Annotated in this window: 15 protein-coding genes; 8 read left to right on the top strand and 7 right to left on the bottom strand. The window is 73.5% G+C overall.

Annotated elements, in window-relative coordinates; translation table 11 throughout:
• Nucleotides 1–198: 198 nt before the first annotated feature.
• A complete protein-coding gene (locus tag NYF13_RS16545; RefSeq protein WP_315657865.1) occupies nucleotides 199–1,191 on the bottom strand; it encodes a Clp protease N-terminal domain-containing protein in 993 nt (330 codons plus the stop codon).
• Nucleotides 1,192–1,259: 68 nt separating this feature from the next.
• On the opposite strand from NYF13_RS16545, the gene NYF13_RS16540 reads away from it, so the two are divergent.
• Nucleotides 1,260–1,619: an excisionase gene (locus NYF13_RS16540; protein ID WP_315657863.1), complete on the top strand. Its 360-nt coding sequence runs from the start codon at nucleotides 1,260–1,262 to the stop codon at nucleotides 1,617–1,619.
• A gap of 166 nt (nucleotides 1,620–1,785) precedes the next feature.
• Here the strand turns inward: NYF13_RS16540 and NYF13_RS16535 are convergent, their stop codons facing one another.
• Nucleotides 1,786–2,751, bottom strand: coding sequence for a TIGR03557 family F420-dependent LLM class oxidoreductase (locus NYF13_RS16535; protein WP_315657861.1), 966 nt, complete (start codon nucleotides 2,749–2,751; stop codon nucleotides 1,786–1,788).
• Nucleotides 2,752–2,863: 112 nt separating this feature from the next.
• On the opposite strand from NYF13_RS16535, the gene NYF13_RS16530 reads away from it, so the two are divergent.
• From NYF13_RS16530 to NYF13_RS16510, 5 genes are all read left to right on the top strand, one after another.
• Nucleotides 2,864–3,319, top strand: coding sequence for an ATP-binding protein (locus NYF13_RS16530; RefSeq protein ID WP_315657859.1), 456 nt, complete (start codon nucleotides 2,864–2,866; stop codon nucleotides 3,317–3,319).
• Complete coding sequence (locus NYF13_RS16525; protein WP_315657858.1) at nucleotides 3,316–4,104, top strand: SigB/SigF/SigG family RNA polymerase sigma factor; 789 nt, start codon at nucleotides 3,316–3,318, stop codon at nucleotides 4,102–4,104. The genes NYF13_RS16530 and NYF13_RS16525 overlap by 4 nt, the downstream gene beginning before the upstream one ends.
• A gap of 102 nt (nucleotides 4,105–4,206) precedes the next feature.
• Nucleotides 4,207–4,617 carry a VOC family protein gene (locus NYF13_RS16520; protein WP_315657857.1) on the top strand — a complete coding sequence of 137 codons (411 nt, stop codon included), beginning with the start codon at nucleotides 4,207–4,209 and terminating at the stop codon, nucleotides 4,615–4,617.
• Nucleotides 4,618–4,756: 139 nt separating this feature from the next.
• The gene (locus tag NYF13_RS16515; RefSeq protein WP_315657856.1) at nucleotides 4,757–5,806 is read left to right on the top strand and encodes an LLM class flavin-dependent oxidoreductase; all 1,050 of its coding nucleotides are present in this window, start codon (nucleotides 4,757–4,759) and stop codon (nucleotides 5,804–5,806) included.
• A 125-nt stretch (nucleotides 5,807–5,931) separates the two neighbouring features.
• Nucleotides 5,932–7,134: an SGNH/GDSL hydrolase family protein gene (locus tag NYF13_RS16510; protein WP_315657855.1), complete on the top strand. Its 1,203-nt coding sequence runs from the start codon at nucleotides 5,932–5,934 to the stop codon at nucleotides 7,132–7,134.
• Here the strand turns inward: NYF13_RS16510 and NYF13_RS16505 are convergent.
• The 4 genes from NYF13_RS16505 to NYF13_RS16490 form a co-directional block, all read right to left on the bottom strand.
• Nucleotides 7,121–8,455: an MFS transporter gene (locus NYF13_RS16505; RefSeq protein WP_315657853.1), complete on the bottom strand. Its 1,335-nt coding sequence runs from the start codon at nucleotides 8,453–8,455 to the stop codon at nucleotides 7,121–7,123. The genes NYF13_RS16510 and NYF13_RS16505 overlap by 14 nt on opposite strands.
• A 199-nt stretch (nucleotides 8,456–8,654) precedes the next feature.
• On the bottom strand, nucleotides 8,655–9,227 hold the full coding sequence (locus tag NYF13_RS16500) for a YbaB/EbfC family nucleoid-associated protein (RefSeq protein WP_315657852.1): 573 nt from the start codon (nucleotides 9,225–9,227) through the stop codon (nucleotides 8,655–8,657).
• 163 nt (nucleotides 9,228–9,390) lie between these two features.
• Nucleotides 9,391–11,196 (bottom strand): hypothetical protein, encoded by a 1,806-nt coding sequence (locus tag NYF13_RS16495; RefSeq protein ID WP_315657851.1) that lies wholly within the window; start codon nucleotides 11,194–11,196, stop codon nucleotides 9,391–9,393.
• Between the two features lie 52 nt (nucleotides 11,197–11,248).
• Entirely contained in the window at nucleotides 11,249–12,103 is an 855-nt protein-coding gene (locus NYF13_RS16490) for an ESX secretion-associated protein EspG (protein WP_315657849.1), read from the bottom strand.
• 287 nt (nucleotides 12,104–12,390) lie between these two features.
• Between NYF13_RS16490 and NYF13_RS16485 the strand changes: the two genes are divergently transcribed.
• Nucleotides 12,391–12,867 (top strand): DIP1984 family protein, encoded by a 477-nt coding sequence (locus tag NYF13_RS16485; RefSeq protein WP_315657848.1) that lies wholly within the window; start codon nucleotides 12,391–12,393, stop codon nucleotides 12,865–12,867.
• A gap of 325 nt (nucleotides 12,868–13,192) precedes the next feature.
• Here NYF13_RS16485 and NYF13_RS16480 read toward each other — a convergent pair whose 3' ends face one another.
• Nucleotides 13,193–13,957, bottom strand: coding sequence for a sulfite exporter TauE/SafE family protein (locus NYF13_RS16480; RefSeq protein ID WP_315657847.1), 765 nt, complete (start codon nucleotides 13,955–13,957; stop codon nucleotides 13,193–13,195).
• Nucleotides 13,958–14,105: 148 nt separating this feature from the next.
• Here NYF13_RS16480 and NYF13_RS16475 point away from each other — a divergent pair, with 148 nt between their 5' ends.
• The gene (locus tag NYF13_RS16475; RefSeq protein WP_315657846.1) at nucleotides 14,106–17,252 is read left to right on the top strand and encodes a discoidin domain-containing protein; all 3,147 of its coding nucleotides are present in this window, start codon (nucleotides 14,106–14,108) and stop codon (nucleotides 17,250–17,252) included.
• The last annotated feature ends 32 nt before the right edge of the window (nucleotides 17,253–17,284 follow it).

Below are 17,284 nucleotides of genomic sequence, written 5' to 3'. Positions count from 1 at the left end.
ATCGTCCGGCAGATCCTGCGTACGGACGGGCCTTTCCGTTCGCATTCCCGGACCACGGCCGGAGAGAGGACGAGCGGAGCGCCGTCGAGCAGCGCCAGGCGGCACTGCGGCCCTCGGCGGAGGTGAACTCGACGCCGTTCACGTGCGGCGCCCGCGCCGGGGCCAGTCCGCTCAGACCGGCCCCGGCGATTCCCGGGGTCAGCCAGCCCTTCGGCGCAACCGCGGCGCGAGGACCGAGCGCACCGCCTTGGCCACGGCGTCGGTGTCGTCGGTGGACACCTCCTCTTCTCCCGACTCCGGCTCCACTGTGCGCCGGAGTTGTTGCAGCACCTGGTTGGTGGCGCGCCAGAGCGGGACGAACAGACCGGCGACCGGGCCCGCGCCCTGGATCGGCCCGCCGGACAGCTCGGTGACGGACCGGGCCAGCGCCAGGGTGGCCGGGTCGCGCAGGACCAGGTGCACCTCGTCGCCGGTCAGCCGGATCTCCATCCGGCGGGCGGCGGTCTCCTCCGGGTTGGCGTCCGTGGTGGTCTCCGGGTCCAGCTCGTCGATCTTGGCGGCGACCGCGGCCGGGTCGACGCCGAGTTCGCGCAGCACCCTGGCCGCCATGCTGTTCTCCGCCCGCAGCATCGCTTCGAGCAGGTGGTGGCTGCCGACCGGGGCGCCGCCGGCCAGCGCGCTGGCGGTGGAGACCGTGACCTCGGTGGCCTCCGTGGCCGGGGTGCCCGCCGGCCACGAACCGCCCGGCGCGCCGGGCGACTCCTCCAATGCCGCCAGCACCGCGGCCCGGACGCGGCTCACCGGGTTGATCCGCTCGGCCAGCACCTTCGGGCCGGCGCCCTCGCCTTCGGCGAGGAGGGCGAGCAGGATGTGCTCGGTGCCGATGTAGTCGTGGTGCAGCTGCACCGCCTCGCGCAGGGCGAGTTCGAGCGTCTTCTTCGCCCGCGGGCTGAACGGGATGTGGCCGCTCTTCTCTTCGGTTCCGGGTCTGACCACCGCGGCGACGTCGGCCCGCGCGGTCTCCCGGTCGTAGCCGAGCTGGTGCAGGACTTTCGCCGCGACGCTGTCCGACGGGTCGAGCAGCCCCAGCAGGATGTGCTCCGTGCCGATGTGGCCGTGCTTGAGCAGCCTCGCCTCTTCCTGCGACGCGACGACCACCTGACGAGCCTTGACGGTGAATTTTTCGAACATGCTTCCATGGTTGCAACCCTGTCAATACACTGGTACTGACAGGGTCACCGTGACGAAGGAGGGGTGGGGTGGAGACACCTTCGGACTGGGACGACCGGCTGGCGCGCTGGCAGAACGAGCTGGAGCTGTTCGAGCGGCTGGAGGAGACCCCGTGGGTGACCCTGGCCAAGGCGGAGATCGAGACCGGCGTGTCCCGTTCGGCCCTGCGGTCCTGGTACCGCAACGGCGAGATCGAGTCCCGGCTGGTGGACGGCCCGAACGGTCCGCAGCGCCTGGTCCCGCTCGAAGCCGTGGTCAAGCGCGCCGCGGAATCACCCCGCATCCAGCGCCGGGCGGAACGGGAGGTCAGCCTGGAGGCCCAGGTCACCCTGCTGCGCCACCGGGTCGATCAGCTCGAGCTCAGGCTGGCCGCGCTGGAGCGGAAGTGAGCCGCCGAAGGGCGCGGTGAATCGCGTGGCGCAGACGGGCCCACCCCGTCCGAACTCATCCCACGGCTCGGTCCTTGTCGACGGCGGCCCTACCGCCGTCGCGTGCTACAGCTCGCATTCCGGCGTCCGGCCCGAAGTGACCGGACGCCGGGAAACGAGCATCGGCCTAGATCTCGCGCAGCGCCGGGAGGAGTTCCTTCTCGGCGAAGTCCAGGAAACCGTCCTGCTGGTCTCCCCCGATCTGGACCAGGGCGACGTCGGTGAAACCCGCCTCGGCGAACTTGCGGACGCCTTCGGCGATCGGCTCGATCCCGGGGCCGCAGGCGATGCCGGCGGCGACGTCCTCCTCCCGCACGTACTGGGTGGCGGCCGCGAAGCCGGCGACCCCCGGCAGCTCCGCGTTGACCTTCCAGCCACCGGAGAACCAGCGGAACTGCTCGTGGGCGCGACGCACCGCGGCTTCCCGGTCGTGGCCCCAGGAAACGGGTAGCTGCGCGATCTTGCGGGCCGGCGGGCCCGGCCGGGTGGCGTCCCACTCGCGGCACAACTCGGCGTCCGGCTCGACCGCGACCATCGCGTCGGCCACGGCGGCGAAGCGCTGGATCGACTGCGAACCCGAGACCGCCACGGCGATCGGCACGCGCCGCTCCGGCAGGTCCCACAGCTTCGCGGAGTCGACCCGGAAGTGCTCGCCCTGGTAGTCGAAGTGCCCGCCGTCGAACAGGCCGCCGATGATCTGCACGGCCTCCGACAGCAGTTCGTGGCGGACGTTCGCGGACGGCCAGCCGCGGCCGATCACGTGCTCGTTCACGTTCTCCCCGGAACCGAGGCCGAGGGTGAACCGGCCGTCGGACAGCACCTGCGTGGTCGCGGCCTTCTGCGCGATCACCGCCGGGTGGTAACGCAGGGTGGGGCAGGTGACGTAGGTCATCAGCTCCACCCGCTCGGTGACCTGGGTGACGGCGCCCAGCACGCTCCAGGCGTACGGTGCGTGACCCTGCTCGGAAAGCCAGGGCGAGTAGTGGTCACTGCTGACCTCGAAGTCGAACCCGGCGGCCTCCGCGACCGCGGCGTGCCGCACCAGCTCCTTCGGCCCGGCCTGCTCGGTCATCAGGGTGTAGCCGATCCGCATCCTGCCTCCTTGGTTGACGCTCCCGCGCGAGTGCTCCGACTACCCGGCGCGACGCCGGGCCAATCGTTCCCGGCCAGGTGTCATCCCCCGCCCGAGTGGGTAGACGAAGCGCATGGACAACGAGGGAGCCGGCAGCTCGCCCCGGGGCGGGCTGCCCGCGGTGGACCGGCTGCTCGACGAAGTGATCGAGCTACGGGTACCCGCGGACGCGAGCCAGATACCGCTGATCCGGATGCTGGCGCAGGCGGTGGTGGTCCGGGCGGACTACGGGCTCGACGCCATCGCCGACGCGAAGATGGCCGTGGACGAGGCGTGCGCGCAGCTGGTGGAGCTGGCCGAGCTGGGCGCGACGATGACCTGCCGGTTCCGGGTGGCTCCCGAAGGCATTCACCTGACCGTGGAGACCCTTTCGCGGCACAGCCAGCCCCCGAGCGAGCGGACCTTCGGCTGGCACGTGCTGACCACGCTGGCCCAGTCGGTCCGGGCCTGGTGCGCCCCGGTGCCCGGCGACACCGTGAACACGCTGTCCATCGAACTCGAGCTGGGCGCCGGGCGGGCGACGGGGTGACCACGAACCAGCCAGCCACCCGCCGCCGGGACGAATACGCCCACACCGCCCCGTTGTTCGGGGAAATGGCGGCGCTCGACGCGGGGGACCCGCGCCGGTCCCGGCTGCGCGACCGGCTCGTGACCGAGTTCCTGCCCGTGGCCGAGCACATCGCCACCCGGTTCACCGGACGGGGCGAGCCACGCGAAGACCTGGTGCAGGTCGGCCGGATCGGGCTGATCAACGCGATCGACCGGTTCACCCCCGACCGCGGGCCGGACTTCCTGTCCTTCGCCGTGCCCACCATCATGGGCGAAATCCGCCGGCACTTCCGCGACACCGGCTGGTCGGTGCGCGTGCCGCGCCGGCTCAAGGAACTGCACCTGGCGCTGAGCCACGGCTCCAGCACGCTTTCGCAGACCCTCGGCCGCGCGCCGACGCCGACCGAGCTTGCCGAGCACCTGAACCTGGAAATCGCCGAAGTCCACGAAGGACTGATCGCGGGCAACGCGTACCAGACCCTCTCGGTGGACAAGCCGGTGCACGACGACGCCGAGCCGCTGTCGCTGGCCGACACCCTCGGCGAGGAGGACGCGGAGCTCGAGCAGATCGAGAACCACGAGGCGCTGCAACCGCTCCTGGCCGAGCTGCCCAAGCGCGAGCGCGACATCCTGGTGATGCGGTTCTTCGGCGGGCTGACCCAGACGCAGATCGCCGACCGCGTCGGCATCTCGCAGATGCACGTGTCCCGCCTGCTGTCGCAGACCCTCGAACAGCTGCGCGGCAAGCTCGGCGGCGAACCGTGAGGCCCTGAGCGAAGCCCCTCCCCCGGTCGTGGCGGATTCGTTGTCATCCAGCTCGCTGATCTGCGACGATGCGATTCCGTTCACGACTCCCAGGAGCCACCGATGCCCTCTCGGCTGAACCCCTACCTCTCCTTCCGCGACTCCGCCCGCCCGGCGCTGGAGCACTACCGCGACGTGCTCGGCGGCGAGCTGACCGTGTCCACCTTCGGCGAGTTCGGGATGCCGGACGCCGCCGCCGACCTGGTCATGCACGGACAGCTCGACACCCCGGCCGGTTTCACGCTGATGGCGTCCGACACCCCGCCGGGCATGGAGTACCACCCCGGCGCGAACGTCTCGGTCTGCCTCAGCGGTGACGACGCCGAGCAGCTGCGGGGCTACTGGGCCAAGCTCTCCGACGGCGGCCAGGTCACCTTGCCGCTGGAGAAGCAGATGTGGGGCGACGAATTCGGCCAGTGCGTCGACCGGTTCGGCATCGCCTGGATGGTGAACATCGCCCAGCCCCAGGGCTGAGCCGGGCGGCCGCGAAGTTCCCCTGCCGTCGCCGGTCACGCACAAGGGCGATCCCGTGACCACGGACACGGTTCCCGAAAGATGTTGACGCATCATCAACCGTGCTACTTTCGCGGTCAGGACCAGCGAGGAAGTGGACATGGAACTCGGGATCTACAGCTTCGGCGACCGGCCGCCGGACCCCCTGACCGGCGTGCAGGTGCCGGTGGCGCAACGGCTGGCGGAGACCGTCGAGCGGATCAAGCTCGCCGACGAACTCGGCCTCGGCTTCTACGGACTGGGCGAGCACCACCTGGAGAACTACGCCATCTCCACCCCGGCCACGGTGCTGGCCGCCGCGGCGAGCGTCACCGAGCGCATCACCCTGTCCAGCGCGGTCACCGTGCTCTCGACCGAGGACCCGGTGCGGGTCTACCAGCAGTTCACCACGCTCGACCAGCTCAGCCGGGGCCGGGCCGAACTGCTGGCCGGGCGCGGCTCGTTCACCGAGTCCTTCCCGCTGTTCGGCGCCGACCTGGGCGAGTACGACGCGCTGTACGAGGAGAAGCTCGCGCTGCTGCTGCGGATCGACCGCGAGGACCCGATCACCTGGTCGGGCCGGTTCCGCCCGCCGCTGGAGAACGCGCACGTCTACCCGCGCCCCTACGGACGGCGGCTGCGCATCTCGGTCGGCACCGGCGGCAACCCGGAGTCCTCGATCCGGGCCGGTCTGCTGGGCCTGCCCGTGGTGTACGCGGTGATCGGCGGCGAGCCGGAGCGCTTCGCCCCGCTCGTGGACCTCTACCGCCGCGCGGGCGAGGCCGGCGAGCACGCCCCGGAGGATCTGAACGTCACCATGAGCGCGATCGGGCTGATCGCCGAAACCTCCCAGGAGGCCAAGGAGACGTTCTACCCGTACTGGCTGGAGACGATGAAGTACGGTGCCCGGGCCCGCGGCTGGGCCATCCCGTCGAGAGCCGAGTACGACGCCTACACCGACCGGGCGAAGGCGCTGTTCACCGGCAGCCCGGCGGAGATCGCCGACCGGCTGATCACCGTGGGGAAGCTGACCGGCGCCGACCGGTACGCGATGCAGATGGACTGGTCCGGAGTGCCGCACGCCAAGGTGATGAAGGCGATCGAGCTGCTGGGCACCGAGGTGCTCCCGGCCGTGCGCAGCGAATTCCGGCAGGTGACCAGCCCGGGATGAATCCGGGCGGGCGAAGCAGTCCACAATAGACAGCGCGCCCGGGTGTCGCTTGTCCGCTGTTTTGTCCGCTCCCTCACCTGATCAGCGGTCACCGGACCCCGCGGCGCGCCCGCACTGTGAGCTGCATGAGACGGCTACTGGCGGTGGGTACGGCGGTCCTGGTCACCTTCGGCGCGCTCACGGCGTCGAGCACCGCGCAGAGCGGGCCGACGTCCGGGGGGTGGGTCGGCAGCTGGGCCGCCGCGCCCGCGGCCGGGGTGCCGAACACCCCGCAGGGTTATCCGAACTACTCGATCCGCAACGTCGTGCACACCAGTGCCGGCGGCAGCCGGGCCCGGGTGCGCCTGTCCAACACCTTCGGCACCGGGCCGCTGGTCTTCGGCCACGTGACCGTGGCGGTGGCGGCGGCGCCCGGCCGGCCAAGCGCGGTGCCCGGCTCCCTGCGGACGCTGACCTTCGGCGGGGCGGCCACCGTGGTCGTCCCGGCCGGGGCCGAGGTGCTGAGCGACCCCGCGCCGGTCCGGGTGCCCGCGGACGCCGACCTGCTGGTCACCACGTTCGTGCCCAGCCCGTCCGGTCCGGTGACCTACCACCCGGCGGCCCAGCAGACCTCGTTCTTCACCCGCAACGGCGACTTCGCCGCGGAGGAGTCCGGCGCGTCCTTCACCGAGCAGACCACGGCCTGGCACTACGTCAGCGAAGTCGACGTCGAGGGCACCGCGCCCGGCGCCGTCGTCACGCTCGGCGACTCCATCACCGACGGCGTCGGTTCGACCCCCGGCGCCGATCACCGCTGGCCCGACTACCTCAGCGACCGCCTGCACGGCCGCCTCGGCGTGCTCAACGCCGGCATCAGCGCCAACCGGCTGCTGCTCGACGTCCCGGGCGACGGCGCCGGGCGCAACGCGCTCGCCCGGTTCGCCGACGACGTGCTCAGCGTCGGCGGGGTGCGCACCCTGATCGTGCTCGAGGGCATCAACGACATCCAGCAGAACCCGCACCAGACCGATCCGGCGATGATCATCTCGGCCCAGCGGCAGCTCGTCGCCCAGGCGAAGGCGCGCGGTATCCGCGTGATCGGCGCGACGCTGACGCCGTTCAAGGGCTGGCCGGTCTACGACGAGACCCTGGAGCGCACCCGCGAGGCGGTGAACGCCTTCATCCGCACCAGCGGGGTGTTCGACGGAGTGGCCGACTTCGACGCCGCCATCCGCGATCCCGCCGACCCGCAGGCCATGCTGCCCGCCTACGACTCCGGCGACCACCTGCACCCCGGCGACGCCGGGTACGCGCGGATGGCCGCCGCGATCGACCTCAACCGGCTGTGACCGGCGTCCGGCGCAGCGCCAGCACGGCCACCAGGCTGATCAGCCCGACGCCCACCATGTAGAGCGAGACCGAGAACGAGGTGCCGGTCGAGGTCCGCAGCGCCGTGGCGATCAGCGGGGCGAAGCTGCCGCCCAGCACCGCTCCCGCGGCGTAGGCGAACGAAGCGCCGCTGTAGCGGAACTGCGGCTCGAACAGCTCGGAGAACAGCGCCGACTGCGGACCGTAGGTGGCACCGAGGCCGAGGTTCAGCACCACCACGGCGACGAGCAGCAGCGCCGGCTGGCGGGTGTCGACGAGCAGGAAGAACGGGACCGGCCAGACCACCAGCAGCACGGAACCGGCCAGGTACACCGGTTTGCGGCCGACGTGGTCGGACCAGACGGCCGAGCCGACGATGGCGGCCAGCCAGGTCACGCTGCCGGCGATGACCACCACGAGCATGGTGTCGCTGCTCAATTTCAGCACCGAAGTGCCGTAGGAGAGCAAGTAGGCGAAGAAGATGTAACCGATGGCGGTGTTGGCGATGAAGCTCGCGGCGGCCACCAGCACCTCGCGCGGGCGCCGGCGCAGCACGTCCACGATCGGCACCCGGCTGCGCTCGCCCGATTCCCGCAGCCGCGCGAACACCGGGCTCTCCTCCACCCGAAGCCGGATCGCCAGCCCGACGGCCACCAGGACCAGGCTGGCCAGGAACGGCACCCGCCAGCCCCACGAACGGAATTCGGCGGGGGAAAGCGCCGAGCTCACCGCAAAGAACACCAGCTGGGCCAGGATCAGCCCGGCCGGCACCCCGATCTGCGAGAACGAACCGTAGCGTCCGCGACGGCCCGGCGGCGCGTGCTCCACGGCCATCAGCGCGGCCCCGCCCCACTCCCCGCCGGCCGAGATGCCCTGCAGCAGCCGCAGCACGACCAGCAGCACCGGAGCGAGCACGCCGGCCTGCCCGAACGTCGGCAGCGCGCCGACCCCGGCCGTCGCCAGACCCATCAGGACCAGCGAAAGCACCAGCATCGTCTTGCGCCCGGCCCGGTCACCGAAGTGGCCCCAGACGATCCCGCCGATCGGCCGTGCGACGAAACCCACCCCGAGCGTCGCGAACGCGGCGAGCGTGCCCGCCGAGGGCGACAGCGAGGGGAAGAAAGCCCGGTTGAACACCAGCGCGGTGGCGGTGCTGTAGATGAAGTAGTCGTACCACTCGATCGTCGTGCCGATCGCACTGGCCAGCGCGACCCGCCGCACCTGGGCGGCCGGGCCCGGCCGGTCCGCGCGGCCCGCCTCGCCCGCCGGCCCTGCCGCCCGCTCCGGTACCTGCCGCGCCATCGCCGTCTCCCCCGCTCCGTCCGACCGGCGGATCATGATGCCACGACCCCCGCGCGGGGTCGAGCGATCCCGGGCCGCCCGAAACCCGCCCGGGCGCCGGGGCCGCCGGTCTCCGGGGCCGCCGCGGAAGCAGGACCGGAAACGCCGAAGGCCCGCACCACCGGGTGCGGGCCTTCGGAAACCGGTGCGGCCGGACGGCTCACCAGGGGTTGTTGTCCTGCTCGTCCGGGTCGACCCGGCCGGGACGGCGGACCGGCGGGGCGGACGGCGGCGGGGTCGCGGACGGGGGCGAGGCCGCCGCGCCACCGGCGGGTGGGACGGGCTCCGGGTCCGGGTCGTCGCCGGGCTCGGGCGGGCCGTCCTCGGGCTCGTCCGGGTCCGGGAAGCGGTCGCGCAGCGAGCCGAGCAGCAGGCCACGGGTTTCCTGGTCCTCGTCGCCGAGTTGCTCGGTCATCACCTCGGCCACCCGTTCGGTGATGCCGGACTGGGCCCGGCGCATGGTCTCCAGCACCATCCGGGACAGCTCCTCCGGCGGCATCGTCCGCGTCTTCGAGCTGAAGACGAGGTCGGACACCACCCCGTCGGCCCCGACGGTCACCCGGACCGTGCCGTCCGGGCTCGACGCGGTCAGCCGCAGCCGCTCGGTCTCCTCCTGCGCCGCCGCGTACCGCTCCGCCTTGCGGGCGAAACCGGCCGCCCACTCGTCCATCCGCCGGATCGCCTCGTCGGGGTCCCGCATCAGGTCCCCCAGGCCGCCGCCAGCACTAGTCATGCTCGTCGTTCTCCTCGAATCCTCGTCACTGCACCGCACCGGCCGGGGGTCCGCGACCCACGCGACCGGCGCCCACCCTCACGACGGCGCGGAACCGCTCCGCCACCGCCGACCCGGTCACGAGCCGGGCCGTGCGCCCCGGGCCCGGAGCGCGCCCGCCCGCTCACTTCCAGTCCGTGTTCCTCCAGTCGCCGATCACCGGCGGCGCGACGACCTCGTCCGGGGAGAAGAACGACGGATCGTCGGACTCCAGGTAATCGGCGATCTTGTGCTCCTTGTCCTCCGGGCCCTTGCCGCCCTTGTTCGCCGCACCCATACCGCCCAGGCCCGGCGAACCGGGCGCACCCTTGCCGCCCGCCCCGGCCGCACCACCGCGCGCGGCCGGCTCCTCCCCGGCCGCCGCACCGCCGCCCGAGCCGGTGGGGCCGCCCGGACCGGAGCCCCGGGCGCCGCCACCCAGACTGCCACCCCCGGGCCCGGAGCCGCCACCGAGGCGGCTGCCGGCGCCTTCACCGTCGATCCCGCCGCCGCGGCCGGTCGCCGGGATCCGCCCGCCGGGGCCGGAACCAGCGCCGGAACCGGAGCCGCCCCAGGCCGGACCGCCGCCCGGACCCGGGCCACCGCCGGGTGGGGTGAACGGGGGCGGGGAGTAGCCGGATCCGCTGCCGCCACCGGGACTCGCGCCGCCCGGACCGCCGTGGACACCGCTTCCAGGGACCGGCCCCCCGATCGGGGGCAGGTGCGCCGGTGCGCTCCCCTGGATGCGGGTGCCTTCCCCGGAAGTCCCGCCGGGCTGCGAGCCGGACCACGGGTGGCCGCGGCCCGGGCCCTCCCCGGAAGAGCGGTGCGGATCGCCCCCGCCCGGTCCATCGGAGCCGGATCCGGGCGAAGCGCTCGTGACGAACGCCGACCGTTTCTCACCGCCGGCGCCGCCCGAGCCGCCCCCGGGACCGCCAGCCGGTCCACCACCAGCGCCGCCAGTGCCGACAGTTCTGCCAGAGCCATCAGTGCCAGAAGTGCGCCCGTTCGCCCCGTCCGTTCGCGGAAGCTGCCCGTCCGACCCCGGGCGGCCCGGCGAGCCCGCGCCGCCCGCCGGGCCGGTCAGCGCGGGCGGGGCCGGGAACCGGGGGGTCACGACGGCCGAGCCGATCGTCCGGTCGAACTGCGTCATCGTCTGCGCGGCCTGCTCGCGCGCGGCCTGCTGCTCGCGGTAGACCGCCGTGGCCTGACCGGCCTGCTGCGCGTAGGCGACCGGGTCCTTGATCTGCTGCAGCCGGGCGTTCGACTCCTGCACCGAGAACGGGATCGGCGGATTGGCCGCCATCGCCTTCTGCGTCTCGTTCAGCGTCTGCGAATGGATCTCCTGCTGCCGCCCGGACAGGGTCGCGCCCTGCGCGGTGGCGCCGAGCCACTGGCCGACGTTCGCCAGGTGCTCGCGCGCGGCGTCGCCCCCGCCGCCGGACCAGTCGGACGTGCTCGCTTCGATGGCGCGCGCCAGCGTCCGCTGGTGCGCGGCCAGGTCGTTGCCGACGCTCACCCACTCTTCGGACGAGGCCGCGACCGTGGCGGAATCGGCGTTGCGGGTGATCGCCTGCTGCATCTGCTCGTGGGAGGCGTGGGACCAGACCGTGTGCGGGGCGTCGCCGCCACGGCGCAGTTGCAGGCCCTCGTCGAGGCGCTGCCTGGCCTCGTCCAGGCGCTGCTGGTAGAGCTCCTGGATCTGCCGGTCCCGCACCTTCGCGTCCACCACCGGGCCGAGCCAGCCGTCCTTGATCTCCTGGTCGACCTGCTCGGTGGCCGCCGCGCGGATCTGGTCGCCGGAGAGCACGTCGTCGGGCTTGATCGGGCCCACGTAGTACTTCGACGACGGGTCGGCGGTCGTGTCGTACGCCGGGCTGCGCGGGTCGTAGTCCGGCGACGACGGGTCGGAAACCGAGGAGGCGGGCAACGTCGGGTCGGTGACGGACACGGGTTTCCCTTCTGCTCCGGCGATGGCTCTGCTCCGCGATGGCGGGCAGCGGTCAGTAGATCGCGGCGATCGCGTTGCGCACGGCCCGGGCCACCTCGGCCCGGCCCGCGGGCACGTACTTCGCGCTCAGATCGCCGGAGTCCCCGGTGCTGGTGTGCACCAGGTACCGGCCGTCCTCGGTGTCCAGCCAGCTGATCGGGTCGCCGGCCAGGCGCTCGCCGTGGCGGCTCCAGGCCGTGACGGCCAGGTGGCCGCCGCCGAGCCGCGGCGCGGCCAGCACCCGCTCCAGCACCTCGACGCCGCCCTCGGCCGACGGGGCCGCCCGGCGCTCGCCGCCCGGGCGCGGCCGGACCACCCCGCTGACCTCGATCATCCCGAAGGCGTCGGTCTCTTCCTCGTCCTCCGCGGCCTCGGCGCGGCGGCGCGCGGTCATCTTGGACACCGACTGGGCCGCCTTCTGGTGCACGGTGTGCGCTCCGGTGGTCGCCGCGCGCGCCGGCGGCAGCACCCCGGTGACCACCTCGACCAGGTCCTCGTCGTCGAACAGGGAGAACAGCAGGTCCTCCGACTGCGGGTCCTGGGTGATGCCCAGTGCCTGGCGGCCGTCGGTGAGGGCGAGCACGGCGATGTCGGCGCCGAGCCCGTCCATCCCGGCCACCGCGACCGAGACCCGGTGCTTGGCCAGCAGCGCGAACGCGGTGCGCACGTGCGGGTGCAACTCGCCGTGCACCGACAGCCTGCGGTCCTCCATCGCCTGGTAGACCTGGGTGGCCACGCGGATGAACCGCACCGGGTCGGCGGGTACCGTGCCGATCCGCAACGGGTACTGCCGGATGTCACCCCCCGTCGCCTGGCCGACCACGAGAGCTTCGACCGCGTCGAGCACGAACTCGAACCTGTCCGCCATACCCGAAAGCATCCTTCCCCACGGCGGTGCCCGCCCGGCTTCGACCGGACCCGACACCCGCGCGCACAGCCCGTCGGCTGATTTTGCCTCGCTACAGAGCGTATCAGTCCTGGTCCAGGTGGAAAATCACCACACGGACCGGTGGGCCGCGCGGTGGACCGGCGCGGTTTTCCGGCCCGGATCGCCCGGCGGTTCGGCCGGACCCGTCGCCGCCGCGGCACCGTCACCCCGGGCCGATGCACCGGAATCTGCTCGTCCTCGACCGGTGGTGCGGAATACTGGTGATCATGAGCGGGGAGATGAAACTGGCGGAAGCGCTCTCGCTGCGCTCCGACGCGATGAAGCGGGTCGAGCAGCTGCGCGCCCGCATCGTCGCGAACGCGCGGTACCAAGAGGGTGAGACACCGGCCGAGGAGGCCGCCGAACTGCTGGCCGAGGCCGATTCGACGCTGACCGGGCTGGAAGCGCTGATCCGCCGGATCAACCGCACCAACTCGGCCACCCCGCTGGGGTCCGGCACGGTGACCGACGCGCTGGCCCGCCGGGACGTGCTCCGCCTCCGCCACGGCGTGCTCACCGCGGCCGCCGACGCCGCGGCCGGGAATTCCCGCGGCGCGGGCCGGCAGCTGCGTTCGGAGCTGCGGTACCTGGCCGCGCTGCCGGTCGCCGGGCTGCGGGCGCAGGCCGACCGCGTGGCGGCGGAGCTGCGGCAGGCCGACGTGGACATTCAGCGCACCAACTGGGAGGCCGACCTCCTCGACTGAGCTCCGGCACGGCAGAAGCGGGTAACCCGCCCCGGGAAAGCGAGCACGAAGCCGAGAGCCGGCGGTTCCTTCCGGCTCACCCCCCTGGCGACGCGGTGGGCAGCGTCGGGGTTCGATTCCCCGCCGACAGCGCAGCCCAGCACCGGGCACAGGAGACCGCGTACGCGGTACACCTCACCACCACGTGCTGGTTCCCGGAGCGGGTGAGGGCGGGTCAGGGGATTCTTCCGTGCCGCAGGCGGCGTCCCCCCGGTTTCCCGACCGGGGGGCGCCGCGCTTTTCTTCCGGCTACCGCGAAGCTTCGGCGTGGGCTTCGGTGCCCGGCTCAGCCCGTGAAGGCGGCCCGGCCGAGCACCACCGCGAGCACCAGCCCGCCGATCCCGATCGCGATCCGCAGCGGGTTCGCGGGCAGGTACCGCACGAGCACCGAGCCGAGCCACGAGCCGCCCACCGAGCCCAGGCCCAGCACGAGCGCGGCGGGCCAGTCCACCTCGCCGGTGAAGCCGAAGACCACCGCGGCGATCAGGTTCGCGGCGCCGGTGGCGACGTTCTTCGCGGCGTTCGCGCGGGCCAGCGGCTGGTTCCAGGCGGTGGTGAGCAGCGCCAGCATCAGCACCCCGGCCGCCGCACCGAAGTACCCGCCGTAGACCCCGACCAGGAACGCCGCGCCGCCGGTCACCGGGCCGATCCCCCGGTGCCCGGCGTGCGCAGCGCGCCGGCGCAGCCGGGGACCGGCCATCAGCACCAGCGACGCGCCGCCGATCAGCCCGGGCACCACCTGGGTGAACGCGCCGGACGGGGTCAGCAGCAGCACCAGGCTCCCGCAGCCGCCACCGGCGGTGGTGATCAGGCCCAACGGCAGCAGCCGCCGGGCCTGCCCCTTCAGCTCCGGGCGCGCGCCGGTCGCCGCGCCCACGGTCGTGCCCAGCATCGCCACGGTGTTGGTCATGTTCGCGCTCAGCGGTGGCAGCCCGGCCGCGAGCAGTGCCGGGTAGGACACCAGTGAGGCCAGCCCGGCGGTCGCGCCGGTGAGCCCCGCGCCCACCCCGGCCAGCAGCAGCAGGGCGAGCTTCCCGGAGTCGATCGGCACGCCGTCATCAGACCACGCCCGGCCGGGCCGCCCGCCGGGTCCCGGTGTCCGAAAACGGACGGATTCGGCCCCGGCCCTTGCCCGGCGCCGAGCTTCGTGACCACAATCGCGCCGACACGATGACAAGGTTGTCAGCGAGGTGACGGTTGTGCATGGACCTGAAGGGCTGAACCGGCGGCAAGCCCTGCGCGTACTGGGCGCGGGCGGAGTGGCGGTGCTGGCCGCAGGCCTGGTGACACCGATGGCAGCGGCGGCCGGGACGACCCCGGCCGCAGGCACCGGAGGAGCCGCCGCCGGCCCACCCGACGACGTGGCCGCGACCTACCTGCGGGTGCTGCTGCGGCACACCCGCTGGGCCGAGTCCCAGTTCGACGCGGCCCAGGGCATCTACCCGGCCCAGGACTTCACCTTCGCCGTGGTGCTGGGCAACGCGGTGCTGCTGACCCGAGGCGGCTACGACGCTTCGGTGACCGGCGTGCCGCACGAGGTGCTGCACCGGCACACGGTCGACACCATCCGGCACTTCGCGGCGTCGAACCGGCTCACCGGCGGCACCGAATGGGGCCGGCGGCTGTTCTTCGACACCACGTTCCAGTCCTACTTCCAGCTCGCCGCGCGTCTGCTGTGGACGGACCTGGACGACGCGACCCGGGCCGACGTCACGAAGATCGCCGTCGAGCAGGCCGCCTACACCACCGCGCTGGGCACCGGTAACGACCCGCTGTCCGGCGACTGGACCCCGCACGGGCTGACCGGCGGGCACGTCGGCGACACGAAGCTGGAGGAGATGGGGGTCTACGCCCAGTCGCTGGCCCCCGGGCTGGCGTGGGCGCCCGGTGACCCGCGCGCGGCCGCGTGGCGCGCCTCGTTCGGAGCCTGGAGCCGCAATGAGGGCGGCCTGCCCGCCGCCGACCTGGCCAACCCCCGGCTGGTGGACGGGGTCGCGATCTCGGCCAACACCGCGACCAACCTGTACGACACCTTCCTGGTGGAGAACCACGGCTCGTTCGGGCCGCACTACCAGGAGGAGCTGTGGCGGACCTCGGGCCGCAACGCGATGCACTTCCTGCTGGCCGGGCGGCCGCTGCCCGAGGTGCTCACCGCGCAGCCGAACGGCGAACTGCTGTGGCGCACCATGCTGCTGATGACCAGCGACGCGGGCGAGCCGCTGATGCCGATGGTCAACGACCGCGAACACCTCTACGGCCGCGACGTCATCCCGCTCGCCTTCCGCGCGCAGGTGCTCGGCGACCGGTACGCGGCGCGGGCCGAAGCGGACCTCGCCGCGCGCCTGGAGCCGTACCAGGCGTATCCGCCGGTGGACCGCGTCACGAAGTTCTCCGGCGAACCGAAGTACGAGCCGGAAGCGCGGGCGGAGATCGCGATCAGCTACCTGCTGCACGAGTGGCGCGCCCGCCACGGCGGCGTGGTGCGGCCGGCGAGCGTGGCGGAGTTCGACGCGCACGCCACCGGGGTCGCCGACTTCGGCCCCGGGCCCGGCCTGGTCGCGCACCGCTCCCCCGCGGCGTGGGCCGCCACGGTGACCAAGCCCGGGTTCGTCAAGTTCGCCTGGCAGCCGCACCACGACGACTGGCTGTTCGGCCTGAGCGGCGCGACGCCGATGTTCCTGCCCTCGACCGCGCTCGCCGTGCGCGAGCGGCACACCAAGACGTGGACGAAGGTCCGCGACGGCTTCGACGGCAGCGTCGGTGTGTTGAAGTTCGACAGCGGGTACGCAGGCTTCGCGACGCTGCCGACCGGCGCCGCCGTGTACGCGAGCACGGGCGTGGCGGACGGCGAAGGCGTTGTGTCGGTGTACAACCTCGACATGCCCGGCGTGCCCGGGCTCGACGGCGACCGCACCTACCGCACCGCCGAGGGCACCGTGACCGTCCCGGTCGCGAAGGCCCCTCCGGCGGGCGGACGGGTCGACGACCTCGTGTTCCCGGAGGTCACCGCCCGGTACGTCCGGATGCTCGGGGTGCAGCCGGACCCGGCGTACGGCTACTCGGTGTTCGCGTTCGAGGTCCGCGCGGGCGGTTCGGGACCCGACCTCGCCCGGGCCGGGACCGCGTCGGCCTCGTCCGCCGCGGCGGGCCGGGAGGCGAAGTTCGCGAACGACGGCGACCCGGCGACGCGCTGGGCGGTCTCGGTCGCCGACCGCCCGCGCGCGGACAGCTGGCTGGCGGTGGACCTCGGCGCGCCGCGGGCGTTCGACCGCGTCCGGCTCGCCTGGGAGTCCGCCGCCGGGCGGAAGTACGCCGTGCAGACCTCGGCCGACGGCGTGACGTGGGCCCCGGTGGCGACCTACCCGACGCCCGCGCTCAGCAGCGAAGGCGGCTGGCTGGACGTCGACGGCCGGGCCGGGTTCGCCGTTTCCGGGTCCGGGCGGCCGATCACCGTCTCCGGCGACCGGATCGTGCTCGCCGACGGGCCGGTCGCGCCGATGCTGGTGGAGTGCTATCCGGACTCGCGCGGCCTGGCCGCCACCGCGCGCCGGGCGCGGCCGGCCGTCAGCGCGCCGGCCGTGCGGGCGTCCGTTGTGGACGGTCACCTGGTGCTGCTCAACCTTTCCGGCGACGCGGCCCGGTCCGTGGTCTCGCTGCCCCCGGCCGGCGGCGCCGTCGCCCTCTACCGGGGTGAGCAGGTGACCACCGCGGCCGGATCCGACTACACCGCGGACCTTTCGGCCGCGCAGGGCCGGGTCGAGCCCGCGCGGTTCACCCTGCGCGCCACCTTCGGCCGCGCGGTGCCGGCGCGGCTGCGGGCGACGGTGACCCACGCGGCCGAGCTGAAGCTCACCGCCCCCGCCGGTCTGCCGGTACTGGTGACCGTCGAGCCGGCCGGCGAGCCCGCGCGTCCGGTGGTGGTCCCCGGGGGCCGCACGATCACCGTCGCCGCGTGGTGGACCCGGCCGTACCCGCTGGACGACCTGGCGCTGGGCGCCGTGGTCTTCCCGGCGGAACCGCTGCCACCGGGCCTGTCCTCCCCCGCCGCGGCCGTCGACGACGATCCGGCCACGGCGTGGCGCCCCGGCCCCGGCGGCCGGATGGTGGCCGACCTGGGCGCGGTCGGGCCGGTCGGCTCGGTCGAGCTGGCCTGGGCCGGGGGCCGGGTCCCCGCTTCGGCGGTGGAGTACAGCACCGACGGCCGGACCTACACCGCGGCGGCCGTCCCCGGTCGCGGTCGCACGGTCTCGGTGCCGGTGCGGGCGCCGGCGCGTTACGTCGCGGTGCGCGTCACCGGCTCCCGGCCGGGTGACGCGGGGCTGACGCGGCTGAGCGTGCGCGCCTGACGCCGAAACCACCCGGCGGCCACCGTTGCGCG

It is taken from the genome of Amycolatopsis sp. PS_44_ISF1 (assembly GCF_032335455.1).
Lineage (GTDB): Bacteria > Actinomycetota > Actinomycetes > Mycobacteriales > Pseudonocardiaceae > Amycolatopsis.
The sequence above is the reverse complement of the archived record's forward strand: the minus strand, read 5'-3'. Positions and strand labels throughout refer to the sequence as shown.